At 75.5% G+C, this 22,647-nt stretch carries 23 protein-coding genes and 1 pseudogene; 15 read left to right on the forward strand and 9 right to left on the reverse strand.

The window, feature by feature from the left end; genetic code table 11:
• Positions 1-18: 18 nt before the first annotated feature.
• Positions 19-1,496 (reverse strand): annotated as a pseudogene (locus tag JD77_RS22820) (glutamate-cysteine ligase family protein).
• A 183-nt stretch (positions 1,497-1,679) separates the two neighbouring features.
• Between JD77_RS22820 and JD77_RS22825 the strand changes: the two are divergent.
• Complete coding sequence (locus JD77_RS22825; protein ID WP_145776104.1) at positions 1,680-2,018, forward strand: DUF3817 domain-containing protein; 339 nt, start codon at positions 1,680-1,682, stop codon at positions 2,016-2,018.
• A 2-nt stretch (positions 2,019-2,020) separates the two neighbouring features.
• On the opposite strand, the gene JD77_RS22830 is transcribed toward JD77_RS22825, so the two are convergent.
• Both JD77_RS22830 and JD77_RS22835 read right to left on the reverse strand, forming a co-directional pair.
• Entirely contained in the window at positions 2,021-2,881 is an 861-nt protein-coding gene (locus tag JD77_RS22830; RefSeq protein WP_145776105.1) for an alpha/beta fold hydrolase, read from the reverse strand.
• A gap of 58 nt (positions 2,882-2,939) precedes the next feature.
• A complete protein-coding gene (locus JD77_RS22835) occupies positions 2,940-3,485 on the reverse strand; it encodes a hypothetical protein (protein ID WP_387228674.1) in 546 nt (181 codons plus the stop codon).
• A 139-nt stretch (positions 3,486-3,624) separates the two neighbouring features.
• Here JD77_RS22835 and JD77_RS22840 point away from each other — a divergent pair, with 139 nt between their 5' ends.
• The 3 genes from JD77_RS22840 to JD77_RS22850 all read left to right on the forward strand — a co-directional run bounded on the left by JD77_RS22840 (position 3,625) and on the right by JD77_RS22850 (position 7,532).
• Positions 3,625-4,761, forward strand: a complete 1,137-nt coding sequence (locus JD77_RS22840) for a baeRF2 domain-containing protein (protein ID WP_145776106.1) — start codon at positions 3,625-3,627, stop codon at positions 4,759-4,761.
• 214 nt (positions 4,762-4,975) lie between these two features.
• Complete coding sequence (locus JD77_RS22845; RefSeq protein WP_145776107.1) at positions 4,976-6,379, forward strand: hypothetical protein; 1,404 nt, start codon at positions 4,976-4,978, stop codon at positions 6,377-6,379.
• Positions 6,380-6,644: 265 nt separating this feature from the next.
• Positions 6,645-7,532 (forward strand): SigB/SigF/SigG family RNA polymerase sigma factor, encoded by an 888-nt coding sequence (locus JD77_RS22850; RefSeq protein WP_145776108.1) that lies wholly within the window; start codon positions 6,645-6,647, stop codon positions 7,530-7,532.
• A 103-nt stretch (positions 7,533-7,635) separates the two neighbouring features.
• Here the strand turns inward: JD77_RS22850 and JD77_RS33975 are convergent, their stop codons facing one another.
• From JD77_RS33975 to JD77_RS22870, 5 genes are all read right to left on the reverse strand, one after another.
• The gene (locus JD77_RS33975; RefSeq protein ID WP_246140857.1) at positions 7,636-7,980 is read right to left on the reverse strand and encodes an ATP-binding protein; all 345 of its coding nucleotides are present in this window, start codon (positions 7,978-7,980) and stop codon (positions 7,636-7,638) included.
• The gene (locus tag JD77_RS33980; RefSeq protein WP_246140858.1) at positions 7,977-8,363 is read right to left on the reverse strand and encodes an STAS domain-containing protein; all 387 of its coding nucleotides are present in this window, start codon (positions 8,361-8,363) and stop codon (positions 7,977-7,979) included. Before JD77_RS33980 ends, JD77_RS33975 begins: the two co-directional genes overlap by 4 nt.
• Before the next feature lie 305 nt (positions 8,364-8,668).
• A complete protein-coding gene (locus JD77_RS22860; RefSeq protein WP_145777730.1) occupies positions 8,669-9,115 on the reverse strand; it encodes a DUF4383 domain-containing protein in 447 nt (148 codons plus the stop codon).
• A gap of 205 nt (positions 9,116-9,320) precedes the next feature.
• On the reverse strand, positions 9,321-10,478 hold the full coding sequence (locus JD77_RS22865) for a glycosyltransferase (RefSeq protein WP_145776109.1): 1,158 nt from the start codon (positions 10,476-10,478) through the stop codon (positions 9,321-9,323).
• 42 nt (positions 10,479-10,520) lie between these two features.
• Entirely contained in the window at positions 10,521-11,504 is a 984-nt protein-coding gene (locus JD77_RS22870) for a glucosyl-3-phosphoglycerate synthase (protein WP_246141333.1), read from the reverse strand.
• Between the two features lie 219 nt (positions 11,505-11,723).
• On the opposite strand from JD77_RS22870, the gene JD77_RS22875 reads away from it, so the two are divergent.
• The 6 genes from JD77_RS22875 to JD77_RS22900 all read left to right on the forward strand — a co-directional run bounded on the left by JD77_RS22875 (position 11,724) and on the right by JD77_RS22900 (position 18,365).
• Positions 11,724-12,755 carry a Gfo/Idh/MocA family protein gene (locus tag JD77_RS22875; RefSeq protein ID WP_145776111.1) on the forward strand — a complete coding sequence of 344 codons (1,032 nt, stop codon included), beginning with the start codon at positions 11,724-11,726 and terminating at the stop codon, positions 12,753-12,755.
• Entirely contained in the window at positions 12,748-13,836 is a 1,089-nt protein-coding gene (locus JD77_RS22880; RefSeq protein ID WP_145776112.1) for a zinc-binding dehydrogenase, read from the forward strand. Before JD77_RS22875 ends, JD77_RS22880 begins: the two co-directional genes overlap by 8 nt.
• Before the next feature lie 64 nt (positions 13,837-13,900).
• Positions 13,901-16,195, forward strand: coding sequence for an accessory Sec system translocase SecA2 (secA2, locus tag JD77_RS22885; protein ID WP_145776113.1), 2,295 nt, complete (start codon positions 13,901-13,903; stop codon positions 16,193-16,195).
• Positions 16,196-16,415: 220 nt separating this feature from the next.
• Entirely contained in the window at positions 16,416-17,156 is a 741-nt protein-coding gene (locus tag JD77_RS22890; protein WP_246140860.1) for a GAF and ANTAR domain-containing protein, read from the forward strand.
• 118 nt (positions 17,157-17,274) lie between these two features.
• Positions 17,275-17,760: a DUF2231 domain-containing protein gene (locus JD77_RS22895; protein WP_145776115.1), complete on the forward strand. Its 486-nt coding sequence runs from the start codon at positions 17,275-17,277 to the stop codon at positions 17,758-17,760.
• Complete coding sequence (locus tag JD77_RS22900) at positions 17,757-18,365, forward strand: class I SAM-dependent methyltransferase (protein WP_246140861.1); 609 nt, start codon at positions 17,757-17,759, stop codon at positions 18,363-18,365. Before JD77_RS22895 ends, JD77_RS22900 begins: the two co-directional genes overlap by 4 nt.
• Positions 18,366-18,385: 20 nt before the next feature.
• On the opposite strand, the gene JD77_RS22905 is transcribed toward JD77_RS22900, so the two are convergent.
• Positions 18,386-19,336 (reverse strand): DUF3500 domain-containing protein, encoded by a 951-nt coding sequence (locus tag JD77_RS22905; RefSeq protein ID WP_170286515.1) that lies wholly within the window; start codon positions 19,334-19,336, stop codon positions 18,386-18,388.
• Between the two features lie 95 nt (positions 19,337-19,431).
• Between JD77_RS22905 and JD77_RS22910 the strand changes: the two genes are divergently transcribed.
• The 5 genes from JD77_RS22910 to JD77_RS22930 all read left to right on the forward strand — a co-directional run bounded on the left by JD77_RS22910 (position 19,432) and on the right by JD77_RS22930 (position 22,635).
• Positions 19,432-19,809: a cupin domain-containing protein gene (locus tag JD77_RS22910; protein ID WP_145776116.1), complete on the forward strand. Its 378-nt coding sequence runs from the start codon at positions 19,432-19,434 to the stop codon at positions 19,807-19,809.
• A 155-nt stretch (positions 19,810-19,964) separates the two neighbouring features.
• Positions 19,965-20,426, forward strand: a complete 462-nt coding sequence (locus JD77_RS22915) for a cysteine dioxygenase (RefSeq protein WP_145776117.1) — start codon at positions 19,965-19,967, stop codon at positions 20,424-20,426.
• Between the two features lie 65 nt (positions 20,427-20,491).
• Positions 20,492-20,989 carry a rhodanese-like domain-containing protein gene (locus JD77_RS22920; RefSeq protein ID WP_145776118.1) on the forward strand — a complete coding sequence of 166 codons (498 nt, stop codon included), beginning with the start codon at positions 20,492-20,494 and terminating at the stop codon, positions 20,987-20,989.
• 52 nt (positions 20,990-21,041) lie between these two features.
• Positions 21,042-21,734: a winged helix-turn-helix domain-containing protein gene (locus JD77_RS22925; RefSeq protein ID WP_145776119.1), complete on the forward strand. Its 693-nt coding sequence runs from the start codon at positions 21,042-21,044 to the stop codon at positions 21,732-21,734.
• A 310-nt stretch (positions 21,735-22,044) separates the two neighbouring features.
• On the forward strand, positions 22,045-22,635 hold the full coding sequence (locus JD77_RS22930) for a winged helix-turn-helix domain-containing protein (protein WP_145776120.1): 591 nt from the start codon (positions 22,045-22,047) through the stop codon (positions 22,633-22,635).
• Positions 22,636-22,647 lie beyond the last annotated feature (12 nt).

A 22,647-nucleotide genomic window follows, 5' to 3' on the forward strand; every position in this document is an offset into this window, starting at 1 on the left:
GACCGTCGGCTGTGCCCGTCAGGGGATCGGCCACTCGTGCACGGGGCGGTTGCTGTGCATGAGGGCGACGTAGTGCCGCACCACCTCGCGCAGCGCCTCGGGCCGGTCCAGGTGGTCGGCCGACTCCAGCCGGTGCAGGGTCTCCACCTGCCAGGTCGCGCCGTTGCGGCCGGTCAGGCAGCGGTGCTCGACGATGCCGAGCAGTCGGTCCCGCTCGGCCGGGTCCAGGCCCCAACGGTCCAGTCCGTGGTGGGCCAGCGGCAGCAGCCGGCGCAGCACCAGTTCGGTGACCGGCAGGTATCCCAGGCCCGGCCAGAACACCTGGGCGTCGATGCCGTACCGGGCGCAGCTGGTGAAGTTCTCCTCGGCGGCGCTGAACGACATCTGCGACCACAGCGGCCGGTCCGACTCGGCCAGGGCCCGGACCAGCCCGAAGTAGAAGGCGCCGTTGGCGATCGTGTCGAGCACCGTCGGGCCGGCGGGCAGCACCCGGTTCTCCACCCGCAGGTGCGGGCGGCCCTCAGCACGTCGTACACCGGGCGGTTCCAGCGGTAGACGGTGCCGTTGTGCAGCCGCAGCTCGGCGAGCTTCGGCACGTCCCCGCGGGCCAGGGCCTCCGCCGGGTCCTCCGGGTCGCAGACCGGCAGCAGCGCCGGGAAGTACCGGACGTTCTCCTCGAACAGGTCGAACACGGTGGTGATCCACCGCTCCCCGAACCAGACCCGGGGGCGTACGCCCTGGGCCTTGATCTCCTCCGGCCGGGTGTCGGTGGCCTGCTGGAACAGCGGTATCCGCGTCTCCCGCCACAGCTCGCGGCCGAAGAACAGCGGCGAGTTGGCGCCCAGGGCGACCTGGACGCCGGCGATCGCCTGGGCGGCGTTCCAGTAGTCGGCGAACTGGGCGGGACTGACCTGGAGGTGGAACTGCGTGCTGGTGCAGGCCGCCTCCGGGGTGATGGTGTCGGCGGTGACGGCCAGCCGCTCGACGCCGCTGATCGAGATTCGCAGGTCCTCGCCCCGGGCGGCGAAGATCTGCTCGTTGAGCAGCTCGTAGCGGGGGTTGGCCGACAGGGCGGCGGCGGTCAGGTGCTCCGGGCGCAGGGTCGGCAGGATGCCGATCATCACCATGTGCGCGCCGACGTCCTGGGCCTTCGCCTCCGCGGCGTTCAGGCTGGCCCGGACGTGCTCCTCGAACTCGGCCGTGCCGGTGCCGGCCAGCCGGCGCGGCGTTACGTTGATCTCGACGTTGAACTGCCCCAGCTCGGTCTGGAAGCTCGGGTCGGCGATCGCGGTCAGCACGTCGGCGTTGCGCATCGCCGGCATCGAGTCCTCGTCGACGAGGTTCAGCTCGATCTCCAGCCCGGTCATCGGGCGTTCGACGTCGAAGCGGGACTCCCGCAGCATCTCGGCGAAGACGTCCAGGCACCGTCGAACCTTCTCCCGGTACCGGGCCCGATCCTCGCGACTGAAGGTCCGCACGCCGACGTCCTGGCCCATGGTCACCACCCTGTCACCGTTGGTATCTCTAACCTCGCACGCCGGGGCTGGTCAAGGAAGACCCGAAGACGTCTCTACGTACCCGGATACGGCCCAGGTGATCCCTGTCGCGGCCCCGTCCGTACGCGCCCGGCGTGCCGGACCCGGCGGATAGCATGGCCGGGCGACCGGTGGGGGAGTGGCATGCGGGAAAAGTTGACCAAGCTGTTCGTCGCGGCGGCGATCGCCGAGGCGGGATCGTGGCTGGCGCTGCTGGCCGGCATGGCGGTCAAGTACGGCCCGCCGGCCAACGAGATCGGCGTGAAGATCTTCGGGCCGATCCACGGCGGGCTGTTCGTCGCGTACGTCGCCCTGGTGCTCGTGGTCGCCCGGCTGCACCGGTGGCGCCCGCTGCCCGTGCTCGGGGCGCTGGTCTGCGCCGTCCCGCCGTTCGCCACCCTGTTCTTCGAGCGCTGGGCCCGGCGCCGGGGGATGCTGCGGACGGCGCCGGAGCCGGCCCGCCCGCTGACCCCGGTGGGCTGAGCTCAGGCGGCCAGGAACGCCGCCAGCACGGCGGCGAGCTGCTCCGGGGCCTCCTCGGCCATGTGGTGCCCGGAGTCGATCGACGCGGTCCGCACGTCGTCGGCCCAGTCCCGCCAGATCGCCGCCGGGTCGCCGTACAAGTCGACCATGTCGTCCCGCTCCGACCAGCAGAACAGCACCGGGCAGCCGATCCGCCGCCCCGCGGCCCGGTCGGCGTCGTCCGCCGCCCGGTCCGGGCCCAGCCCGGCGCGGTAGTCCTCGCACATCGCGTGCACGGTGGCCGGGTCGTGGATCGCCCGGCGGTAGTCGGCGTACGCCTCCTCGCCCATCCCGGCCGGCGACCCGCCGTACCAGGCGTCGGGATCGACGTTGATCACCCGCTCCGCGGGCTTGTCGGACTGGCCGAGGAAGAACCAGTGCCACCAGCGCGCGGCGAACCGGGCGTCGGCGCGGGCCAGGGCCTCGCCGATCGGCACCCCGTCGAGCACCCCGAGCCGGCTCACCCGGTCCGGGTGGTCCAGCGCCGTCCGCATCGCCGCGTAGCAGCCCCGGTCGTGGCCGACCACCGCCGCCCGGTCGTGCCCCAGCGCGTCGAGCAGGCCGACCGCGTCGCGGGCCATCGCCCGTTTCGCGTACGTGGTGTGCCCGGGGTCGCCCGGCGGCTTCGACGAGCCGCCGTAGCCGCGCAGGTCGGGGCAGATGACCGTGTGCTCCCGCGCCAGCAGTGGCGCGACCCGGTGCCAGGTCGCGTGGGTACGCGGGTGCCCGTGCAGCAGCACCACCGGCGGCCCGGACCCGCCGTGGCGTACCCGCAGCCGGACCTCGCCGACGTCGATCTCCTCCAGCGCGAACCCGTCGAACACGCCTCCCACGATGCCCGCCGCCGCCGCGTCGGAAACCCCGCCGCCCGCCGACGGGGAGTCAGGCGAGCACGATCAGCGCGGCGGCCGCGAGGGTCAGCAGCGCGCCCAGCGTGGCCTGGATGAGCAGGGGCGGGCCGAGGTGGCTCCACAGGGTGATGTGGCGCGGCCGCAGCAGCTGCCCGGTGGTCAGGTTGACGATCCGCTCGACGCGGGGCGGCAGGTCCGGGTCCTGCGGCCGGAGCGTGACCTGCACCCAGTCGGACGGGTGCAGCGCACTCTGCGGCAGGTGCCCGTGCAGCTCGACCTCGCAGAGCCGGTTGTCGGAGTCGCGCAGCCGCATCGGCGTCACCAGGAACTCGGGCCCCTTGCGCAGCTCCTTCCAGCTGCGCCGGGCACCGGCCCCGCCGGTGGGCAGCAGGGCGCGCGCCGCCAGCAGCAGCAGCCCCATCACGGCGGCCGCGGTCACCACGGCCACCAGCACCGGCTGGCCGATCCGCAGCTCGCGCGGGTAGCCGTCGAGGAGCCGGACCACCCGGCCGGTGACGATCCGCTGCGTCGGGTGGGCGATCCACCGGTAGTCGAGGTCGCCGTCCATGTTCACCACCAGAGTCCGGTTCCGTGCACCGATGAGAGCCGCACCGACGATTGAACCACATAAATGAAATCCCGTCACGTTCGCGGCCCGCCAGGTGACAAGCCCCCGGCGCGGGTAAGCGGGGGGCCGAGCTGGAAAGGGGTCGAGCATGCAGCTGTCCTTCCTGCGCCCGCTCTACGACCGTCCCGGGCCGTGGTGCTCGGTCTACCTCGACGCGTCCCGGGACACCCAGGACTCCCGACCGGGAGTGGACCTACGCTGGCGGGCACTCAAGGGCGACCTGCTCAACCAGGGCGCCGACGCGGCGACCGTGGACGCCGTCGAGCAGGTCGTCCGACGGCACGACCCGCTGCCGGGCGACTACGGCATCGCCGTCTTCGCCACCCGGGGCCGGCCCGTGTTCACCGAGTACCTGTCGGCGCCGCCGCTGCGCGACCTGGCGTCCTGGTCCGAGCTGCCGCACACGATGCCGCTGCTCGCCCAGCGCGGCGAGCAGGTCGCCTGGGTGCGCGTCCTGGCCGACCGGAGCGGCGCCGACGCCGTCGCGGTCAGCGCCGGCGGCGTGCCCCGCAAGGCGCACGTCAAGGGCCGGGAGGACTTCCAGCTGCGCCGGGTCAACCCGGGCGGCTGGTCGCAGTCGCGCTACCAGCGGGCCGCCATGGAGGCGTGGCACCACAACGCGGGCGACGCCGCGGCGGCCACCGTCGAACTGGCCGAGCAGGTCGGCGCGGAGGTGCTGGTGGTGGCCGGCGACGTCCGGGCCACCGGGATGATCGCCGCCCAGCTTCCCGAGCGCTGGCAGGACGTGGTGGTCCGCACCGACGCCGGGTCGCGAACCGACGGCGCCGACCCGATGCGGATGGACGACGTCACCGTGCAGACCATCGCCGAGGTGGCCGACCAGCGGATCAACAGCGCGCTGGACCGCTTCGGGATGCAGGAGGACGTCGGCGCGGGGCTGGACGCCGTCGTCTCGGCGCTGCGGCGCAACCAGGTCGACACGATGCTCATCGTCGACGACCCGTCCTCGACGGAGCAGCTGTGGATCGGGCCGGAGCCGACCCACATCGCCACCGACCCCGCCCAGCTGGCCGCGATGTCGGTGCTCGACCCGCACCGGGTGCGCGCCGACGCCGCCCTGGTCCGGGCGCTGGTCGGCACCCACGCGGAGCTGGCCGTGCTGGGACCCGACGAGGCCCCGGACCTGACCGACGGGGTGGGCGCCGTGCTGCGCTACGTCGACGCCTCCACCCCCGGCCGGGGCCACGACACCCGCGACGCCTGACTCCGCCCGTCCCGATCCTGCGCGCGATCTTGCACTTGCGGCCCCTGCTTTGGGTGTTTCACACCCTTTGCCGGGGCCGCAAGTGCAAGATCGACGATTGTGGGGCGGCGGGGAATGCTCCCCGGGGGTGGCGGATGCCCCGTTTAGACCCCATCGGGACGGGAAGCCGGGCCGCGTGGTGAGCGAACGAGGTTGGCGGGGACCGGCGCACACGGTGCGCGGGGAGCGCGCGGCGGACCGGGGCGGGCTGGCCGGCGACCGCGTGGTGGCCCCGGGCAGCATCGCCCGGGTGCTGGTCGCCGCCGCGGCCCGGGCGCTGCGCGGCGAGGACTGCGCCGACCTCGGGCACCCCGGCACGCTGGCCCGGTTCGCCGGCGCGCCCGAGCCCGTCCGCCGGGCCGCCGCCGCGCGGGCCGCCGGGAGGCTGGCGCTCAACCCCGACCAGGCGAGCGAGCTCGACGCGGCCGGGGTGGCCCGGTGGCTCGTCGACCAGTACCCGCGCCGCCGCTACCCGGGCGCCGTGCTGGGCTCCCCGCACGGCGCGGCCATGCACCTGGCGGTGGCCCTCGGCGTGCCCTGGCTGCCCGCCGCGTTCGAGACGATCATGCACTGGGTCCGGGGAACGGTGGATCGCCCCGCGGCCGCCCTGGAGCACGGCGCCGCGCTGGCCCCCCGGCTGCTTGCCGGCAACCCGGACGTGCACGTCCGCCAGGTGCACTGCCCGGCCAGCCGCGGCGCACTGGCCGGCGCCACCGTCTCGCTCGCGGTGCGCTGGCGGTCGCTGCCGGCGGCGTACGCCCGGTTCCTCGCCGAGCGGCTCGACCCGGGCGCCCCGGTGCTGCTGCTGCGCGACGCCCGCACCTGGCCGGTGTACGACGCCGCCCCGGGGTACAGCTTCCAGGCCGGCTCCCCGGCCAGCGGCCTCGACCCGGTGGACTTCCACCCCGACTCGCACGCCCTGCGCCAGGTGCTCCGCTCCGCCGGCGGGGACGGCGCCCGGTGGGAACCGCCGCGCGTCTCCGGACCGCAGGACCACGCCGAGCACGCCGTGGAGCCCGGCTTCGAGACCTCCCTGCGGGACTGGGCCGTCCGGCGCGGGCACCCGCTGCACCGGGTGCTGTTTCCCCGGCCGGAGTCGCTCAGCGCCGTGATCGCCGACCTGTACCGGGGCTGGCTGCGCCGGGCCGGCAAGAGCGGGGACCGGCTGGTGGTCGAGTGCGGCCGGCTGCTGGACCCGTGGCAGGTGGTGCGGGCGGGGCTGGTGCCGTACTGGTGCGAGAACGCCACCCGGCGCTGCGTCGACGCCGTCGAGTGGTGGCTCGCCGGCAGCGAGCCGTTCAGCTCCGTGGACGTGCTGCCGGAGTCGCCGGGGCTGCGCTCGCCCGCCCTGGCGGGGCTGCCGCAGTGGCTGGCCGTGGCCGCGTTCGGCCGCCGCCGCCGGGCGGTGGACCGCGCGGCCGCCCGGGGCTACCCGGTGGCGTCCGTGCCCACCCGCCGGGCCACCGAGGTGCTCCGGTCCCAGCCATACGACCTGCCGGCCCCGCCGCCGCTGCCCACCGCGACCGCCGTGGCGGCGCTGCGGGCCGGTGCCGCCCACCAGGGACTCGTGGTGTGCTGAGCGCCTGACCCGCGCGGCCCGGTACGCCGCGCCGCGGCCGGCGCCACCAGCCGGCCGAAACATCCTCGCGAACCCGTGGTCGCGTGATTGAGTACCTACGGAGCGGGAACACCGCTGGCTCGACGGCCCGGCCAGGCCGCGCGGCCCGCGGTAGCCGCCCGTTGACGTTCCCGTCACCACCCACCTTTCCGGCCCGGTGCGTGGCTCGACCACGCGCACGACCGGTTTCCGAACCGGGCGGGGGACCTTCCTGAGGGAGGCGCGGATGTTCGGACAGACCACCACGACCACACCACCACCCACCGACCGGGGCCTGGAGGACCTCGACGCGGCGGCGCTGGCGTACGCGGCGCGGATCGAGGGCCTGCCCCCGGAACGGCGGCAGGAGGCGCGCGACGACCTGGTGCGCTTCGCGCTGCCGTTCGCCGGCCGGCTCGCCCGCCGGTACCGGGGGCGGGGTGAGCCGTTGGAGGATCTGGAGCAGGTGGCCCGCCTCGGCCTGGTCAACGCCGTCGACCGGTACGACCCGGAACGCGGCTCGTTCACCGCGTACGCGGCCATCACCATCGTCGGGGAGATCAAGCGGCACTTCCGCGACCGGACCTGGGGCGTGCACGTGCCCCGCCGGCTGCGCGACCTGATCCTGGAGGTCGGGCAGGCCACCGCGGCGCTGACCAGCGAGCTGTCCCGGGCCCCCACGGTCGCCGAGTTGGCCGAGCGGCTGGAGACGCCGGAGGAGGAGATCCTCGCGGCGCTGGAGTCCGCCGCCGGGTACAGCCCGGCGTCGCTGAACGCGCCGGTCGGCGGGGAGAGCTCGGCGGAGTTCGGCGACCTGGTCGGGGAGTCCGACAACGCCCTGGAGTCGGTCGACGACCGGGTGACCGTCAGCGGGCTGCTGCACCGGCTGCCCTGGCGGGAGCGGCGCATCCTGGCGATGCGCTTCTACGGCAACCAGACGCAGGCGGAGATAGCCGCCCGCTTCGGCATCTCCCAGATGCACGTCTCCCGGCTGCTGTCCCGGGCGTTGACCTGGCTGCGCCAGGCGATGCTGGCCGACGCCCCGCCGCCGTGGCAGAACGGCGCCGCCGAGGGAGAGCCGACGAGGACGCGAACGCGCCGGCGGCCGAGCCGGTCCGCCGCGACTGAGGTGTGAGGAAGGGCCCCTGGTAACGCCTGAGGTGGAGAAGGGTTCCCCTCTCACCTCGCCCGGCGTGACGAGGGGCCTCGTCGCGGCCTCGCGGGGTGGCCGGGCCGCCTCACGCCGCCGGCAGCAGGGCCCACACGACCTTCCCGTCGCCCAGCGGGGCAATGCCCCAGCGGCGGGCCAACTCCCGTACCAGCAGCAGTCCCCGGCCGCCCTCGGCGCGCACATCGGGCGCCGGCACGGGCCGGATGTCCCGCCGGCTGCCGTCGGTGACGGCCACCTGCAGGTACGGCCGGCGCAGCGTGAGGGTCACCTGCATCGGCGTCCCGGCGTGCCGGACGACGTTGCCGACCAGTTCGGTGAGCACGACCGAGGCCGGGGCGACCAACTCCGGCAGGTGCCACCGCGCACAGGCGTCGGAGACCAGCTCGCGGGCCCGCCGGCAGGCGCCGGTCACGGGCTCCAGCCGGGCCCGTAGGCGGGGCGCGGCGGCGCCCCGGCCGTGCGGGCGGCCTCGGCGACGTCGCGCCGGACGGGCACCGCACGGCCGGCGGTTGACTCGGCCAGCCAACTCGCCGCCTCCGGCGGCGGGGCGCAGAGCACGAACGGCACGGCCGGCCAGCCGGCCGCCCGGCGGGCGGCCGCGGCGAACACCGACAGCGCCAGCCGATCCCGGACCGTGACGTCGCCCAGGTCGACCACCAGCGCGTCCGGCTGGGCGACGAGGCACCGGTCCAGGGCGCGGTGCACCGACCGCATGCTGCTCAGGTCGAGGCCGCCGTGCAGCCGTACGACGGTCACGGGCGAGCCCTCGCGGACCTCGCACGTCATCCGGCTCATGCCGGTACCTCGCTCCGCTCGGCGCCATCATGACCGGTGGCACCGAGCGGGCTGGTTCGCTCGCTGTGCTCGCCCATTGCCTGGTCCTCGTCTCCTCCTCCGGGTGACCCGGAGGTACCCGGCGGACCGCGGGGCGAAACGGAGCGGCCCGCGGCCGCGGGGCGAAACGGAGCGGCCGGCCGCCGCGGGGCGAAACGGAGGGCCGGCCGCCGCGGGGCGAAACGGAGGGGCCGGCCGCCGCGGGGCGAAACAGAGGGGCCGGCCGCCGCGGGGCGAAACGGAGGGGCCGGCGGGCCGGGCACGGCTCAGCGGCGGCCGCGGGTGGTGGCCACCCCGAGGGCGATCATCCCGACGCCGAGGCCGAGGTGCAGCCAGTTGTCGGCGCTGTTGACCGGGATGAAGTTGGCCGCCGTCTTGTGGTCGATGGCCAGGCCGTAGAGCCACAGCACGAGGTAGATCGCGCCGCCGCCGACGAGGAACGTCCGGGCGCCGTGCACGGTGCGCGACAGCACCAGGCCGGCGACGCCGAAGGCCAGGTGCACGATGTTGTGCAGGATCGAGACCTGGAACACCCCGAGCAGCTTCGCCTCGGAGGTGTGCCCGGCGAAGTACAGGTCGTCGTACCGGGTGGTGATGCCGGGGATGAAGCCGAGGATCCCGACCACCAGGAACACCACGCCGACGACGGCGGCGGTCCGCTGCACGAGGGCGCGGCCGTCCGCGGGGTTGCGGCGGGCCCGGGAGTGGGCCATCGATCCGGTCACCTCGATCTCCTCACTGTGCGGGCGAAGCTCCGACGGCGGCGGCTACCCGCCCCCGGCCCGTCGAAACCCGCGCCGGCAGGCAGGTTGCGGTTCGCCGGCATCGTCGCCCCGCCGCCGGCCGGGCGGATGTTCGCCCGGACCCACCCGCCGCGGGGCGGCCCTGCCCACGCCGGCCGGGGCGGTCCTGCCCGCGTCAGGCGGCCTGCGGGTGGCGGGCGGCGGCGAGCCGGCGGACCGCGTCGTACAGGCCGACGTAGTGCTCGGCCATCACCGCCGGGGTGAACCGCGCCGCGGCCTCGCGCCGGCACTCGGCGGCGTCCAGCAGGCCGGCGGCCAGCACCAGGTCGGCCAGCTCCTCCTCGGCGTCGGCGAGCAGCCCGGTGCGGCCGTGCTCGACCAGCTCCGGCAGGCAGCCCCGGGCGGTGGCCACCACCGGGGTGCCCAGGGCCAGCGCCTCCACCACGGCCGTGCCGCCGGGTTCCTCCCAGCGCAGCGGGAACAGCGCGGCGCGGGCGCCCGCCACCAGGTCGTCGCGCTCCCGCCCGGCGACCGTGCCGACCCAGCGCACCAGGTCGCCGTCGATGTGCGGGGCCACCTCGTCGTAGAAGAACCGCACGTCCGGGTTCTGCCGGGCCTCCTCGCCCGCCGCGGCCAGGTCCTCCGGCCGGTGGTACGGCCCGACCGGCCCGGCGAGCACCAGCGGCACGCCGACCGTCCGGGCGATGCGGGCGGCCAGGTCCTGGCCCTTGCCGGGATAGATCCGGCCGAGCGTCACGAGGTGGTCGCCCTTGCCCACCGGGCGGCGGCCGGCCGCCCCGACCGCCAGCGGGGTGGCCAGGTACACGTGGCCGACCGAGTGCTCGCGCAGCGCCCGCGGGGCACGCGCCAGCTGGGCGGCGGACACCCCGTTGACCCGGAGCCGGTCGCCGCCGTCGAGGTTGCCGTACAGCTCGGGGTGCTTGGCCAGGTCCCAGTGCAGGGTGTGCAGCACCGGCGGGGCGTCCGGGCCCATGGCGGCGAGGGTGGCCAGGCCGACGGCCTCGACGTGGTCGTGCACCAGGTCGATGTCGTCGCGGGTACGCAGCAGCCGCGCCACCCCGCCGAGGTGCGCCTGGGAGACGCCGCAGACCTGGTTGTACGGCCGTTGCAGGGCGGGGAACTGCCCGTCGTCGAAGACGTGGAAGCGCTCGTCCGCCGGCAGGGTGCTGGCGGCCACCGAGGCGAGCACCACCCGTACGCCGAGCCGCCGCAGCTCCGGCACGAGGGTGGCGATGACGTTCTCGATCCCGCCGTAGCCGGGCGGCGGCACGGACAGCCACGGGCCGGCGTTCATCAGCACGGTCAGGCTCATGCCTGGCTCCCCTCTCTCGGCGGGCCCCGGCGGGCACGCGCCTCACGCCGCGGCGACCCGCCGGCGGGGTATCCGGTGGCGCAGCTGCGCCAGCGGCGGACGCTCCTCCACGGAGACGTCGCTGACCACGATCTCCCGCTCCAGGGCGGGCAGCGCGTCGGAGCCGCCCCGCCGGAACTGGGTGAGCAGGGCCGCCGGCGCGGTGCCCGGACTGGCCCACCCGCGCCGCTGCAACCGCGACCACGCGGTCAGCATGATCTGCGCCGACATCCGGCCCAGCGCGGCGGTGTCCTGGTGGCGGTGCGTGCGCTCGCCGAGATCCACCTGGGCCAACGCGTCCAGGCCGACCAGGTCGAGCAGGTCGATCAGCATCGCCGTCTCCACCCCGTACCCGGAGACGAACGGGACCTGTTCCAGCACGTCACGCCGGCCCGCGTACTCGCCGGCGAGGGGCTGGACGAACCCGGCCAGCTCCGGCCAGAACAGGTTGAGCAGCGGGCGGGCCATCAGCTCGGTCACCCGCCCGCCGCCGTCGGCCTCCACGCTGGCCGCGCCGACCAGCGGCCGGTGGTAGAAGCCCTTCACGAAGTCCACCGAGGGGTCGGTCAGCAGCGGCCCGAGCAGGCCCACCACGAAGTGCGACCGGAAGTCGCGCAGGTCGGCGTCGACGAACGCGACCACGTCCCCCTCGGCCGCCGCCAGGCCCGCCCACAGCGCGTCGCCCTTGCCGGTCAGCCGGGGCAGCCCACTGGTCATCTCGTCCTGGCTGACCACCTCCGCGCCGGCCGCCCGGGCCACCCGCGCCGTCTGGTCGGTCGACCGCGAGTCCACCACGATCAGCTCGTCGACCAGGGCCACCCGGTCCATCAGGTGCTGGCGGATCGTCGACACGATCGCCCCGACCGTCGCCTCCTCGTTGCGGGCCGGCAGCACCACGCTGACCCGGCTGTCACCCTTGGCGCGCAGCAGCCGACCCGGCGCCCAATCGGCCGCCGAGCTGGTCCGGTACGTCGCCCATGCCTCCACCACCGGAGTCACGCCCGCCTCTGTCTTCCGCACTGAGACACCCCCAGATCGTGGCGGAAACCGGGACCGTGTTTCCCCGGCCCCCACCGCACGCTAACCCGATCATCCCCAACAGCCTGATCACGAGCCCGGTGCCGCCCCGTTCGCGCCGCGACGTTTGGCCGTCCCCACGACGGGGAGTGGTCGTGGGTCGGCGACCGCGACGGAGAGGTCTGGTTCATGCGCGCGTGCCGGGTGGGACTGGTGGGGGCCGGCGGGGTGGCGCAGCGCCACGCCCGGGTGTTGGACGGCTTCGCCGACGTGGAGATCCTCGGCGTCACCGACGTGACGCGGGACGCGGCGGCCGAGCTGGCCGACGCGTACGGTGCGCGGGCCTTCCTCGACGTGGACGAGCTGCTGGCGGCCGGGCCCGACGCCGTCTACGTGTGCGTGCCGCCGTTCGCGCACGGGCCGGTGGAGGAGGCGGTGGTGGCCGCCGGGGTGCCGATGTTCGTGGAGAAGCCGGTCGCGCTGGACCTGGACACCGCCGAGCGGATCGCCGACCTGGTGGCCCGGCGCGGGCTGCTCACCGGCGTCGGGCACCACTGGCGGTACCTGCACGTGGTGGAGCAGGCCCGGGAACTGCTCGCCGACCGGCCGGTGCGCATGGTCGGCGGCTCCTGGCTGGACCGGGTGCCCCCGGTGGCCTGGTGGGCCCGGCGGGACCGCTCCGGCGGCCCGGTGGTCGAGCAGGCCGCGCACGTGCTGGACCTGATGCGCCTGCTGGTCGGCGAGGTGGCCGAGGTCAGCGCGTACGGCGACGGCACCCCGCCGCCGGTCGAGGGAGCCGACGTCGACTCGGTCACCACCGCCGCGCTGCGCTTCGCCGAGGGGGCGGTGGGCACCCTCGCCGCGGCCTGCGTGCTCGGCTGGAAGCACCGGGCGGGCCTGGAGATCGTGGCCGACGGGCTGGCCCTGTCGCTGGCCGAGGACGGGCTGACAATCTGCGCCGAGGACGGCGAGCGGTACCTGCCCGCCGACCCCGACGGCGCCCGGGTGGCCGTCGACCGGGCCTTCGTCGACGCGGTCCGCGGGGTGGGCGACGACGTCCGTGTCCCGTACGCCGAGGCGCTCGGCACCCAGCGGCTGGCCCTCGCGGTGGCCGAGTCGGCCCGCACCGGCCGCCCCGTGTCGCTGCCCACCGGGCCGGCGGGGTTGCCGCGGGTCGCCGTCACCGGGCCGGCGCCGTCCGGGGTGGGCTTCGATGCGTGACCGGGTCGTGGTGGTCGGCGGCCCGGGGCGGGTGGAGGTGGTCGAGCAGGACGCCGACGAGCTGCGCGACGGCACGTTCCGGGTGGAGACGCTGCACAGCGGGGTCTCCAGCGGCACCGAGCTGAGCTACGTCAAGGGCACCAACCCGTACCTCGCCGCCGCCTGGGACGCCGACCTGGGGCTGTTCCAGCCGGGTCCGGCCAGCAGCCCGTACCCGGTGACCCGGCTCGGCTACATGCAGGTCGGCCGGGTCGTGGAGAGCCGCAGCCCCGCCGTCGCCGTCGGTACCGTCGCGGCCATGGCCTACGGCCACCGCACCGGGTACGTCGCCGACCCCGTCGCCGAGCGGTTCGTCCCGCTCCCCGCAGACCTGGACCCGCTGCTCGGCGTCTACGTCGCGCACATGGGCCCGATCTGCGCCAACGGGCTGCTGCACGCCGCCGCCGACCTGTGCGGCACGGACGTCCGGTCGCTGGGCGACGGGGTGCGCGGCCGGCGGGTGGCCGTCGTCGGCTCCGGGGTGGTGGCTCTGCTCACCGCCCTGTTCGCCCAGCGGCACGGCGCCGCGTCGGTGGTGGTGCTCGACCCCACGCCGCGGCGCCGGGCGGTCGCCGAGGCGCTCGGCCTGGAGACCCTCGACCCGGGCGCCGACGACGCGGCCGTGGTGCTGAAGACCCGGTGGAACCACGCCGCGGGCGACCGGGGCGCCGACGTCGTCTTCCAGTGCCGGGGGCAGGCGTGGGCGCTCCACCTGGCGCTGCGCCTGCTGCGACCCCAGGGCACCGTGATCGACCTGGCCTTCTACCAGGCGGGCGCGGACGAGGTCCGGTTCGGCGAGGAGTTCCACCACAACGGGCTGTCGCTGCGCTGCGCCCAGATCGGGCGCGTCCCGCGGGGGCTCGCCCCGATCTGGGACCGGGAGCGGCTGTCGGCCGAGACGATCGAGCTGCTGCGGGCGCACGGCGGGGCGATCCGGAAGCACCTGGTGTCCGCCGTCGTACCGTTCGAGCAGGCCCCGGCCCTGCTGACCGATCTGGCCGCGCGTCGCCGCCAGGAGCTCCAGGTGGTGTTGACGGCCTGAGCCGGCCCGCCGCGGCCGGCCGGGGGGAGCAAAAGTCGGCCCGAGTCGCGTACCGTTGCGGCTCATGGGTGTGTCGCAACGGTTGAAGAGCAGGTTCCGGCGGTTCCTCCAGCGGCCCGGCACCACGGTCGACCTGGCCCCGCTGGAGAAGCTGCTGCCGGCCATCGAGGCGCGCGAGGAGGAGCTGTCGGCGCTGACCGACGCCGAGCTCACCGAGGCCGCCGGCGCAGCCTCGGGATACGAGGAGATCTGCGCCCTCGGCCGGGAGGCCGCCCGTCGCGGGCTGGACCAGCGGCCGTACGACGTGCAGCTGCTCGGCGCCATGTCCCTGCTGTCGGGCAAGGTCGCCGAGATGGCCACCGGTGAGGGCAAGACCCTGACCGCCACGATCGCCGCGTACGGGCACGTCCGGCTGGGCAACGGGCCGGTGCACGTGCTCACCGTCAACGACTACCTGGCCCGCCGGGACGCCCAGTGGATGGAGCCGATCTACACCCTGCTGGGGCTGACCGTCGGCTGGGTCAACGAGGCGTCCACGCCGCAGGAGCGGCGCGAGGCGTACGCCTGCGACGTCACCTACGTCTCCGTCAGCGAGGCCGGCTTCGACTACCTGCGCGACCAGCTCGTCACCGACCTCGCCGACCGGGTCCAGCCAAAGCTGAAGACCGCGATCGTCGACGAGGCCGACTCGATCCTCATCGACGAGGCCCGGGTGCCGATGGTGCTCGCGGGCGCGATCTCCGACGAGCAGGACCCGGTGCACGCCGCCGCCGCGCTGGTCCGCGGCCTGCGCAAGGGCAAGCACTACACGGTGGCCGAGGACGGCCGCAGCGTCGCGTTCACCTCCGCCGGCCTGGCTGCCGTCGAGGCCAAGCTCGGCGGCATCGACCTGTACGACGAGGAGCACGTCGGGCAGCTCTCCGCGGTCAACGTGGCGCTGCACGCGCACGCCCTGCTGCACCGCGACGTCGACTACATCGTCCGCGACGACAGCGTGGAGCTGATCGACGAGATGCGCGGCCGGGTGGCCCAGCGCCGCCGCTGGCCCGACGGCCTCCAGGCGGCCGTCGAGGCCAAGGAGGGGCTGGACGCCACCGCCGAGGGCGAGGTGCTCGGCACCATCGCCGTGCAGGCGTACATCGCCCTGTACCCGACGGTCTGCGGCATGACCGCGACCGCCGTGCTGGTCGGCGACCAGCTGCGCGAGTTCTTCGGCCTCGAGGTCGCGGTGATCCCGCCGAACACCCCCTGCGTCCGGGAGGACGAGCCGGACCGGATCTACGCCACCCGCGCCGAGAAGGACGAGGCGCTGGTCGACGAGATCCGGCGCTGCCACTCCGCGGGCCGCCCCGTGCTGGTCGGCACCCTCGACGTCAAGGAGTCCGAGCAGCTCGCCACCGGCCTGAACGCCGCCGGGGTGCCCTGCGTGGTGCTCAACGCCAAGAACGACGACGAGGAGGCGGCGATCATCGCCGAGGCCGGCAAGTTCGGCGCGGTGACCGTCTCCACCCAGATGGCCGGCCGGGGCGTCGACATCCGGCTCGGCGGCAGCGACCAGACCGACCGGGACCGGGTCGCCGAACTGGGCGGCCTGTACGTCATCGGCAGCGGCCGGCACGACAGCCGCCGCGTCGACGACCAGCTGCGCGGCCGGGCCGGGCGGCAGGGCGACCCGGGCGGCTCGGTGTTCTTCGTCAGCCTGGAGGACGACCTGGTGGTCCGGCACGCCGGCGACGCCGTCCCCGCGTCGCCGCGGATGAACGCCGACGGCCTGGTCACGGACCCGCAGGTGGACTACGCGGTGGAGCACGCCCAGCGGGTCGCCGAGGGCGTCAACCACGAGATCCACCGCAACACCTGGCGCTACAGCGTGGTGATCGAGCAGCAGCGCAAGGCGCTCGCCGAGCGGCGGGAGCGGCTGCTGACCAGCGACGTCGCCGCGATCATGCTGTTGGAGCGGGTGCCGGACAAGGCCGGCGAGATGGACGAGGACCTGCTCGCGCGGGTCGCCCGGTCGATCGCCCTGTACCACCTCGACCGGCTCTGGGCCGCGCACCTGGCCGAGCTGTCCGAGGTGCGCGAGGGCGTGCACCTGCGGGCGCTGGGGCGCCTCGACCCGCTCGACGAGTTCCACCGGGCGGCCGTGCCGGCGTTCAACGCGCTGGTCCCCGAGATCGAGACGCGCACCATCGACACGTTCACGGAGACCGAATTCGACGAGGACTGGGAGCCGGACGCCTCGAAGCTGGTGCGGCCCAGCGCCACCTGGACGTACCTGGTGCACGACAACCCGTTCGGCTCCGAGCTGGACCGCCTGATCGCCTCGGTCGGCCGCCGGCTCAGCTCCGCCTCGCGCTGACCGCGGGCGCCGGCCGCGACATGCCGCGGCCGGCGCCCGCGCGACCCGCCCTTTCTGGCCGCTGACCAGGAACGCCAGGCTGTTTTCGGTCGTTTCGACCCTTGTTGGCCGGGGTAGTAGGCCGGGGCCGATGAACCGGGAGAGAACTGACGATGAGACACCCGAAGGCCGGCGCGTCGCCGTGCGCGCCGGCCTCTGCGACGGCGGGGGCAGTGGCCCGGTGAACCTGGAGACGCAGGCGCCCGGCACCGGGACCCTGAGTGTGCTGGAGACCGCGGCGCTGCTGCGGGAGCTGACCGCCGGCCTGATCGCCGTGACCGATTTCGACGAGGCGCTGGTCCACCTGGTGCGGATCGCCCGGGAGGCCGTGGCCGGCGTCGCGTGGTGCGGCTTCACCGCCCTGCGGGCCGGGGAACCGGCCGGGGCGGCCGCGTCCGACCCCGCCCTCGCGGGCCTGGACGACCTGAGCCACGGTCCCGACTCGCCGGCGATGAGCGCGATCCACCGCCGGGAGATGGTTCTCTCGGAGGACCTGCGGCGGGAGGAGCGCTGGCCGGCCTGGACGGCCCGGGCCCGCGAGCTGGGGGTGCGGGGGGTGATCTCCGCGCCGGTGGACGTCGACGAGCAGGTCATCGGGGCGATCAACCTGTACGCCTCGGCGGCCGAGCCGTTGACCACCCGGCACCAGCTCACCGCGATGCTGCTCGCCGAGCACGCCGGGCTGCTGCTCGCCGCCGTGCGGGGACGGGAGCGGCAGGCGGCCCGGGCCGACGAGCTGGACGCGGCGCTGCTCGGCGAGGGGGTGGTGGGTCAGGCCATCGGCGTGATCATGACCCAGCGCGGCTGCCCGGCGCCCGAGGCGCTGCAGGTGCTGCGCAGCGCCGCCGCGTCGCTGGACATCCCGCTGCGCGAGGTGGCCGAGCGGCTGGTCGTGACCGTGTCCCGTCCCCGGGACAGCTGATCCCTGCGCGACGGGCGGTGTCCGATGTCCGTCGCCTCCCGTTCGGCCCGTCGTTTCCCATCCGGTACCCGCGGGTAGCACCCTGGACTGGGAAGCTGACGCGAGCAGGGGAGGCGCCATGGAGAGCCGGCTGCGGGTGCAGGGGCAACCGATCCAACCGATGCTGGTGACGTTCCCGTACGGGCTCTTCGTCTGCGCCACGATCTTCGACCTGGCCGACGTCGTCGGCGGGCCGGCCTTCCTCGGCGAGGTCGGCTACTGGACGTGCGTCGCCGCCCTGGTGGCGGCGGGGCTGTCCACGGTGGCCGGCATGGTCGACCTGTGGGACGCCACGGGCGGCCGGACGCGGCGCACGAAGATCACGTTCAACCTGGTCAACGCCGCGATGGCCGGGCTGTTCCTGCTGACCTGCCTGGGCCGGGCACAGTCGCCGCAGCGCGGCGCGTCCGGCATCGTGCTCGCGATCGAGCTGGTCGCCCTCGGCGTCGGCGGGGTCGGCGTGTGGCTGGGCTCCCGGCTGTTGCGCCAGTTCGAGGCGGGTCGCGCCGACGCGAGCAGCATCGGGGCGCTGGCCGACGTCGCCGGCTCCACCCGGGCGGGTTGATCCACACCCGTGTCGCCGACATGGGGGTGTCCGAGCCGGGCGGATGCCGCCATGTCGGCGACATGGCGCACGCCACCGAGGCGTGGCCGCCCAACGTCGAGGTGGCCCGGCGGACGCTGCGCCCGCTGGGCGCGACCGTGCTGTGGGTCGCCGAGAACGCGGCCCTGCCGCTGCGGGACGCCTCGCTCGACCTCGTCGTCAGCCGCCATCCCGTGCACACCCCGTGGGACGAGATCGCCCGGGTGCTGCGGCCGGGCGGCACGTACCTGTCCCAGCAGATCCGCGGCGGCACCGTACGGGAGCTGAGCGAGGCCCTGCTCGGCCCCCTGCCGCCGCCCACCCGGCAACTGCCCGAGCAGGCCGCGGCCGCCGCGCGGGCGGCCGGCCTGACGGTGGTCGACCTGCGCGAGGCCACGCTGCGCACCGTCTTCCACGACATCGCCGCGGTGGTCTACTTCCTCCGCAAGGTGGTGTGGACCGTCCCCGGTTTCACCGTCGAGCGGTACCGCCCACAGCTCGCCCGCCTGCACGCCCGGATGGTCGCCGAGGGCCCGTTCGTCGCCCACGCCCGGCGGTTTTTGATCGAGGCGGTCAAGCCGGCCTGAGGCGGGCCGCGCCGGGCAGGTCAGCCGTGCGCGTCGGCGTGGTGCTCGGCCAGCACGTCCGCGCCGAAGTCGCTGGCCGGCCGGCGCAGCACGGTGTGCGCGTGGTTGCCGTCGTCGGTGGTGTTGTCGTACTCGATCAGCAGGTCGTCGCCCTGCACCCGGTAGTAGTGGCGCTGGCCCGGCCGGGTCGGGCCAGCCCAGGCGAAGTGCAGCGGCCCGCCGGCGACCCGGCGGGCCTCGCGCGCGGCCAGCTCCGGCGGGAGCCGGTCGAGGTAGAGCGCGACGAGCTGGTCCAGCAGCGCCCGGCCGGTGGGGCCGAGGCGGTCGCCCGGCACCCCGAGCGGCGCGATCGGCCCGGGCACCCGGGCCCGGGTGGCGCTGACGATGTCCCCCGGTGCCTCGTCCGCGACGATCGCGGCAGCGCGGCCGGCCTGCCCCATCGCGTCCAGCAGCGCCCGGGCCAGGTCCTCCTCGGGGCCGAGCGGTCGGGACACCGGATGGCCGGCGTGCCGCACGGTGGCCGGGTTGGCGCCGAGGAAGATCGGCGCGGGGGAGACCTGGTCGTCGACGACGGTCATGCTCACCGACAGGTGGTGGCCCTCGAACCGCCAGGCCCACCGGTCGTCGCGGCCCGGGTCGCCGAAGACGGCCACCCAGTAGTCGCCGCTGTGCCGGCCCCGGTGCCAGCCCTCGGCCCGGTCCAGCACCTCCTCCAGCGCGACGACCGCCATGGCCTGGGCGTACGCCGCCGGGCTGAGCGCCGTGGCCAGCAGCCGGTGCGCGGCCTTGCGGCCGGCCCGGTCCAGGTCGGCCAGGCAGGCGCCGGGTCGGGGGCGCGGCCGGTACTCCAGCCACCGCCGGGCCGCGTCGTCGTCGAACGGGTACGCCGCGCGGGCCCGCGCCGGCTCGTCGAGCGCGCCCAGCAGCGCGGTGGCCGCCGCGCGCATCTGCTCCGGTAGGGGATCCTCCACCGCCCCTGTATACCGTGGCCCCGCCCCGGACGGGGTCAACCCTCGGCTGGCGGCACCGGCTGGTAGCTTGCCGAGCCGGTGCGCGGGGAGGGGCGATGGACGACAGCGTGTACGTGGGCAAGGCCGGGCCGGACGGTGCGGCCGAGGGCGGCTGGCTGCTCGGGCACTTCCGGCTGCCCGGCGACCCCCGGCACAGCACGGACGTCGAGGTGAAGTGGGGCGTGCACCCGCCGGGGGAGGCCCGCTCGCGGTGGGCGACCGGCGAGCGGCGTACGGCGCTGCTGGTGCTGGTCAGCGGCAGGTTCCGCGTCGAGTTGCCGGACCGCACGGTGGTGCTGTCCGAGCCGGGCGACTACGTGGTGTGGGGCCGGGACGTGGACCACTCCTGGTACGCCGAGCGCGAGTCCGTGGTGCTGACCGTGCGCTGGCCGTCGGTGCCCGGCTACCGGGTGGCGCCGCCGGTCCGCCGCTGAGCCGGGCCGGCGCCACGTCCGGTGCCGCCCCCGGCCGGACCCGACACCCGGGGGAACGGGGCCCGTCCCAGCATCTGGTATTACCTACTAAACCTATAGGCTTTCCCTCCTATAGTGGTGGTGCCCGCGCCGCCCGATCCCCGCGAGGTCCGCCGATGCACACCAGCCGCCGCCCCGAGGCCGACCTGCTCGCCGTCGCCGCCCGGTACGCCGCCGACCCCACCGGCTGGCCGGTGCCGGTGCGCTTCGACCCCGAGCAGCGGTGGTACGCGCGCCTGGCCACCGGCCCCGACCACGAGGTGTGGGCGCTGAGCTGGCTGCCCGGCCAGGGCACCGACCTGCACGACCACGGCGGCGCCTCCGGGGCGTTCCTGGTCGTCGCAGGCGTCCTCACCGAGGAGACGGTCGGCGGCGGCCGGCTGCGCCCGCGCCGGCTCGTCACCGGTGCCGGCCGGCGGTTCGGCCCCGCCCACGTGCACGTGGTGACCAACCGCGACGACCAGCCCGCGGTCAGCGTGCACGTCTACCGGCCCGCCCTGCGCCGGATGACCCGCTACCAGCTCGAGGACGGGCTGCTGCGGGCCGCCGAGGTGGCCGAGGCCGGCGTCGCCTGGTGACACGAAGAACCGACCCCGCCCGGGCGGGCACGACCGCCCGGGCGTTCCCGGAAGGACACCGAGAAATGCCGCACCTTTCCGCTCCCACCCAGGCGTGTCCCGCGCCGGTGCCGCCGCCCGGCTCCCGCGGGATCGACGAGATCCTCGCCGCGGCCCGGTCCCGGCTGCGCCGGCTCGATCCGGAGGAGGCGCACCTGGCGTACCGCGGCGGCGCGCTGCTGGTCGACATCCGGCCGGCCGCGCAGCGTGCCGCGCACGGCACGGTGCCCGGCGCCCTCGCCGTCGAGCGCAACGTGCTGGAGTGGCGGTTCGACCCGCGCTGCCCGTCCCGCCTCCCGGAGGCCGTCGACTACGACCTGCGGGTGGTGATCCTCTGCCAGGAGGGCTACACCTCCTCCCTCGCCGCCGCGGCGCTACAGGACCTCGGGCTGCACCACGCCACCGACGTGGTCGGCGGCTTCGCCGCCTGGCGCATCACCGGCCTGCCCACCCTCGGCCCCACGCCCCCGCTGCGACCCTCGCCTGTCGCGCCGCCGGTGACCGCCGGCTCGGCGCGCCACTGACCGCCGCGCCCCGCCAAACGCGGCGGGCGGCACCGCCATCCCAGGAGGCACCATGTCCGTCGTCGCCATCTCTCCCCGTCCCGAGCCGGCAGGCCGGGCCGAGCGTTCCCCGCAGGGCCGCCCCGACCGCGCGCCGGTGTGCCGCGCCGACCGCGTCCCGCCGCGTCACCCCCGGTCCGCGCCGACGCTGACCGTCACCGTCGAGCTCACGCCCGGCGCTCTGACACCCCGGCTCGCCCGGCTCGTCGAGCTGCTGCGGGAACTCGCCGAGTCGGGGGAGGGTCGGCTGCTGACCGGCCCGGCGGAACCGCAGAGCCCGGGTGGGTCGTGGCCCGGCCCCGCCGAGGGGCCGCCGGGCGCGGCGGTAGGGGTGGTCGGGTCGCCCGTCGGGGCGGCTCCGGCAGCGCCCCGGCCCCTCGCCGTCGTCCCGCCGCCGGAGGACCCGAGCGAGGTACGCATCCTGGCCGCGTCCCGGGTGGTCCGGCAGGGCCGCCGCGTGATCCCGCTGACCCGCATCGAGTTCGACCTGCTGCTCTTCCTGGCGCAGCACCCCCGGCGGGTGTTCACCCGGGTCCAACTGCTCTCCAACGTGTGGGGCTACGAGCACGCGGTGGCCCGCACCGTGGACGTACACGTGCGCCGGCTGCGGGCCAAGCTCGACGCCACGCCGGTGGTCACCACCGTGTACGGCATCGGCTACCGGCTCGCCGACGAGGCCCGGATCAGCGTGGACCCGGACCGCTGAGCCCGTCCTGCGGCGACCGCGCGGCGCACCCCACCCCGGGGTGCGCCGCGCGCGCGTACCGGGGGCCGCCCGGCGGGCCGGGCCGGACAATGCGCTCCGCCCGGGTACGTACCCCCCCGTATCCGGCCGGCCCGGCGGCTCTGCTGTAATCATCAAACGTCGTACGCAGAGCGAGCATGCGGCTCCGATGTGTTCGCCAAGTGTCACGTGCAGGCAACGCTGCCGCCCCTTGACCCTCCTCAGGGCCGCCGGGACGCGTCGACCAGCGGCGTCCCGGGCCGTGGGGGAACCGGACCAACCAAGGAGGACCATGTCGGTCAGCCCCGCCTCGTCGCGCGCCGGATGGCATACGTCCCAGCCTTCGGTCCCCGGTCGTCCCCCGGGTGGCCAGCGCCGCCCCACCAACAGCCCGGCCCCCGTGCTCACCGTGACGCTCACCATCCCGTTGGCCGGCGAGGAGCCGTTGACACCCGCCGCGCGCCGGCTGCTCGACGCGGCCCGGGAGATGCTGGAGCGGGGCGAGGGCGAGGGCGTCGTGTCGACCGGCACGCAGGTGCCCGCCGGGCGCACCCCGCCCCGGCCGGTGGCCCCGCCGGTGCCCACGCTGCACATCCTCGCGTCGTCCCGGTCGGTGCTGCGCGACGGCGAGCCGCTGCCGCTGACCCGGCTGGAGTTCGACCTCCTGCTGCACCTCGTCGCCCACCCCCGGCGGGTGTTCACCCGGCTGCAACTGCTCAACGCCGTCTGGGGGTACGAGCACGCCGGGGTGCGCACCGTCGACGTGCACGTACGCCGGCTGCGCGGCAAGGTCGGGGTGGAGGTCCCCCTGGTCACCACGGTGTACGGCGTCGGCTACCGGCTCGCCGACGAAGCCCGGGTGACCATCGACCGCAGCGGCTGACCGGGCACCATG

The sequence above is a fragment of the Micromonospora olivasterospora genome, from assembly GCF_007830265.1.
In the GTDB taxonomy this organism is placed as follows: domain Bacteria; phylum Actinomycetota; class Actinomycetes; order Mycobacteriales; family Micromonosporaceae; genus Micromonospora; species Micromonospora olivasterospora.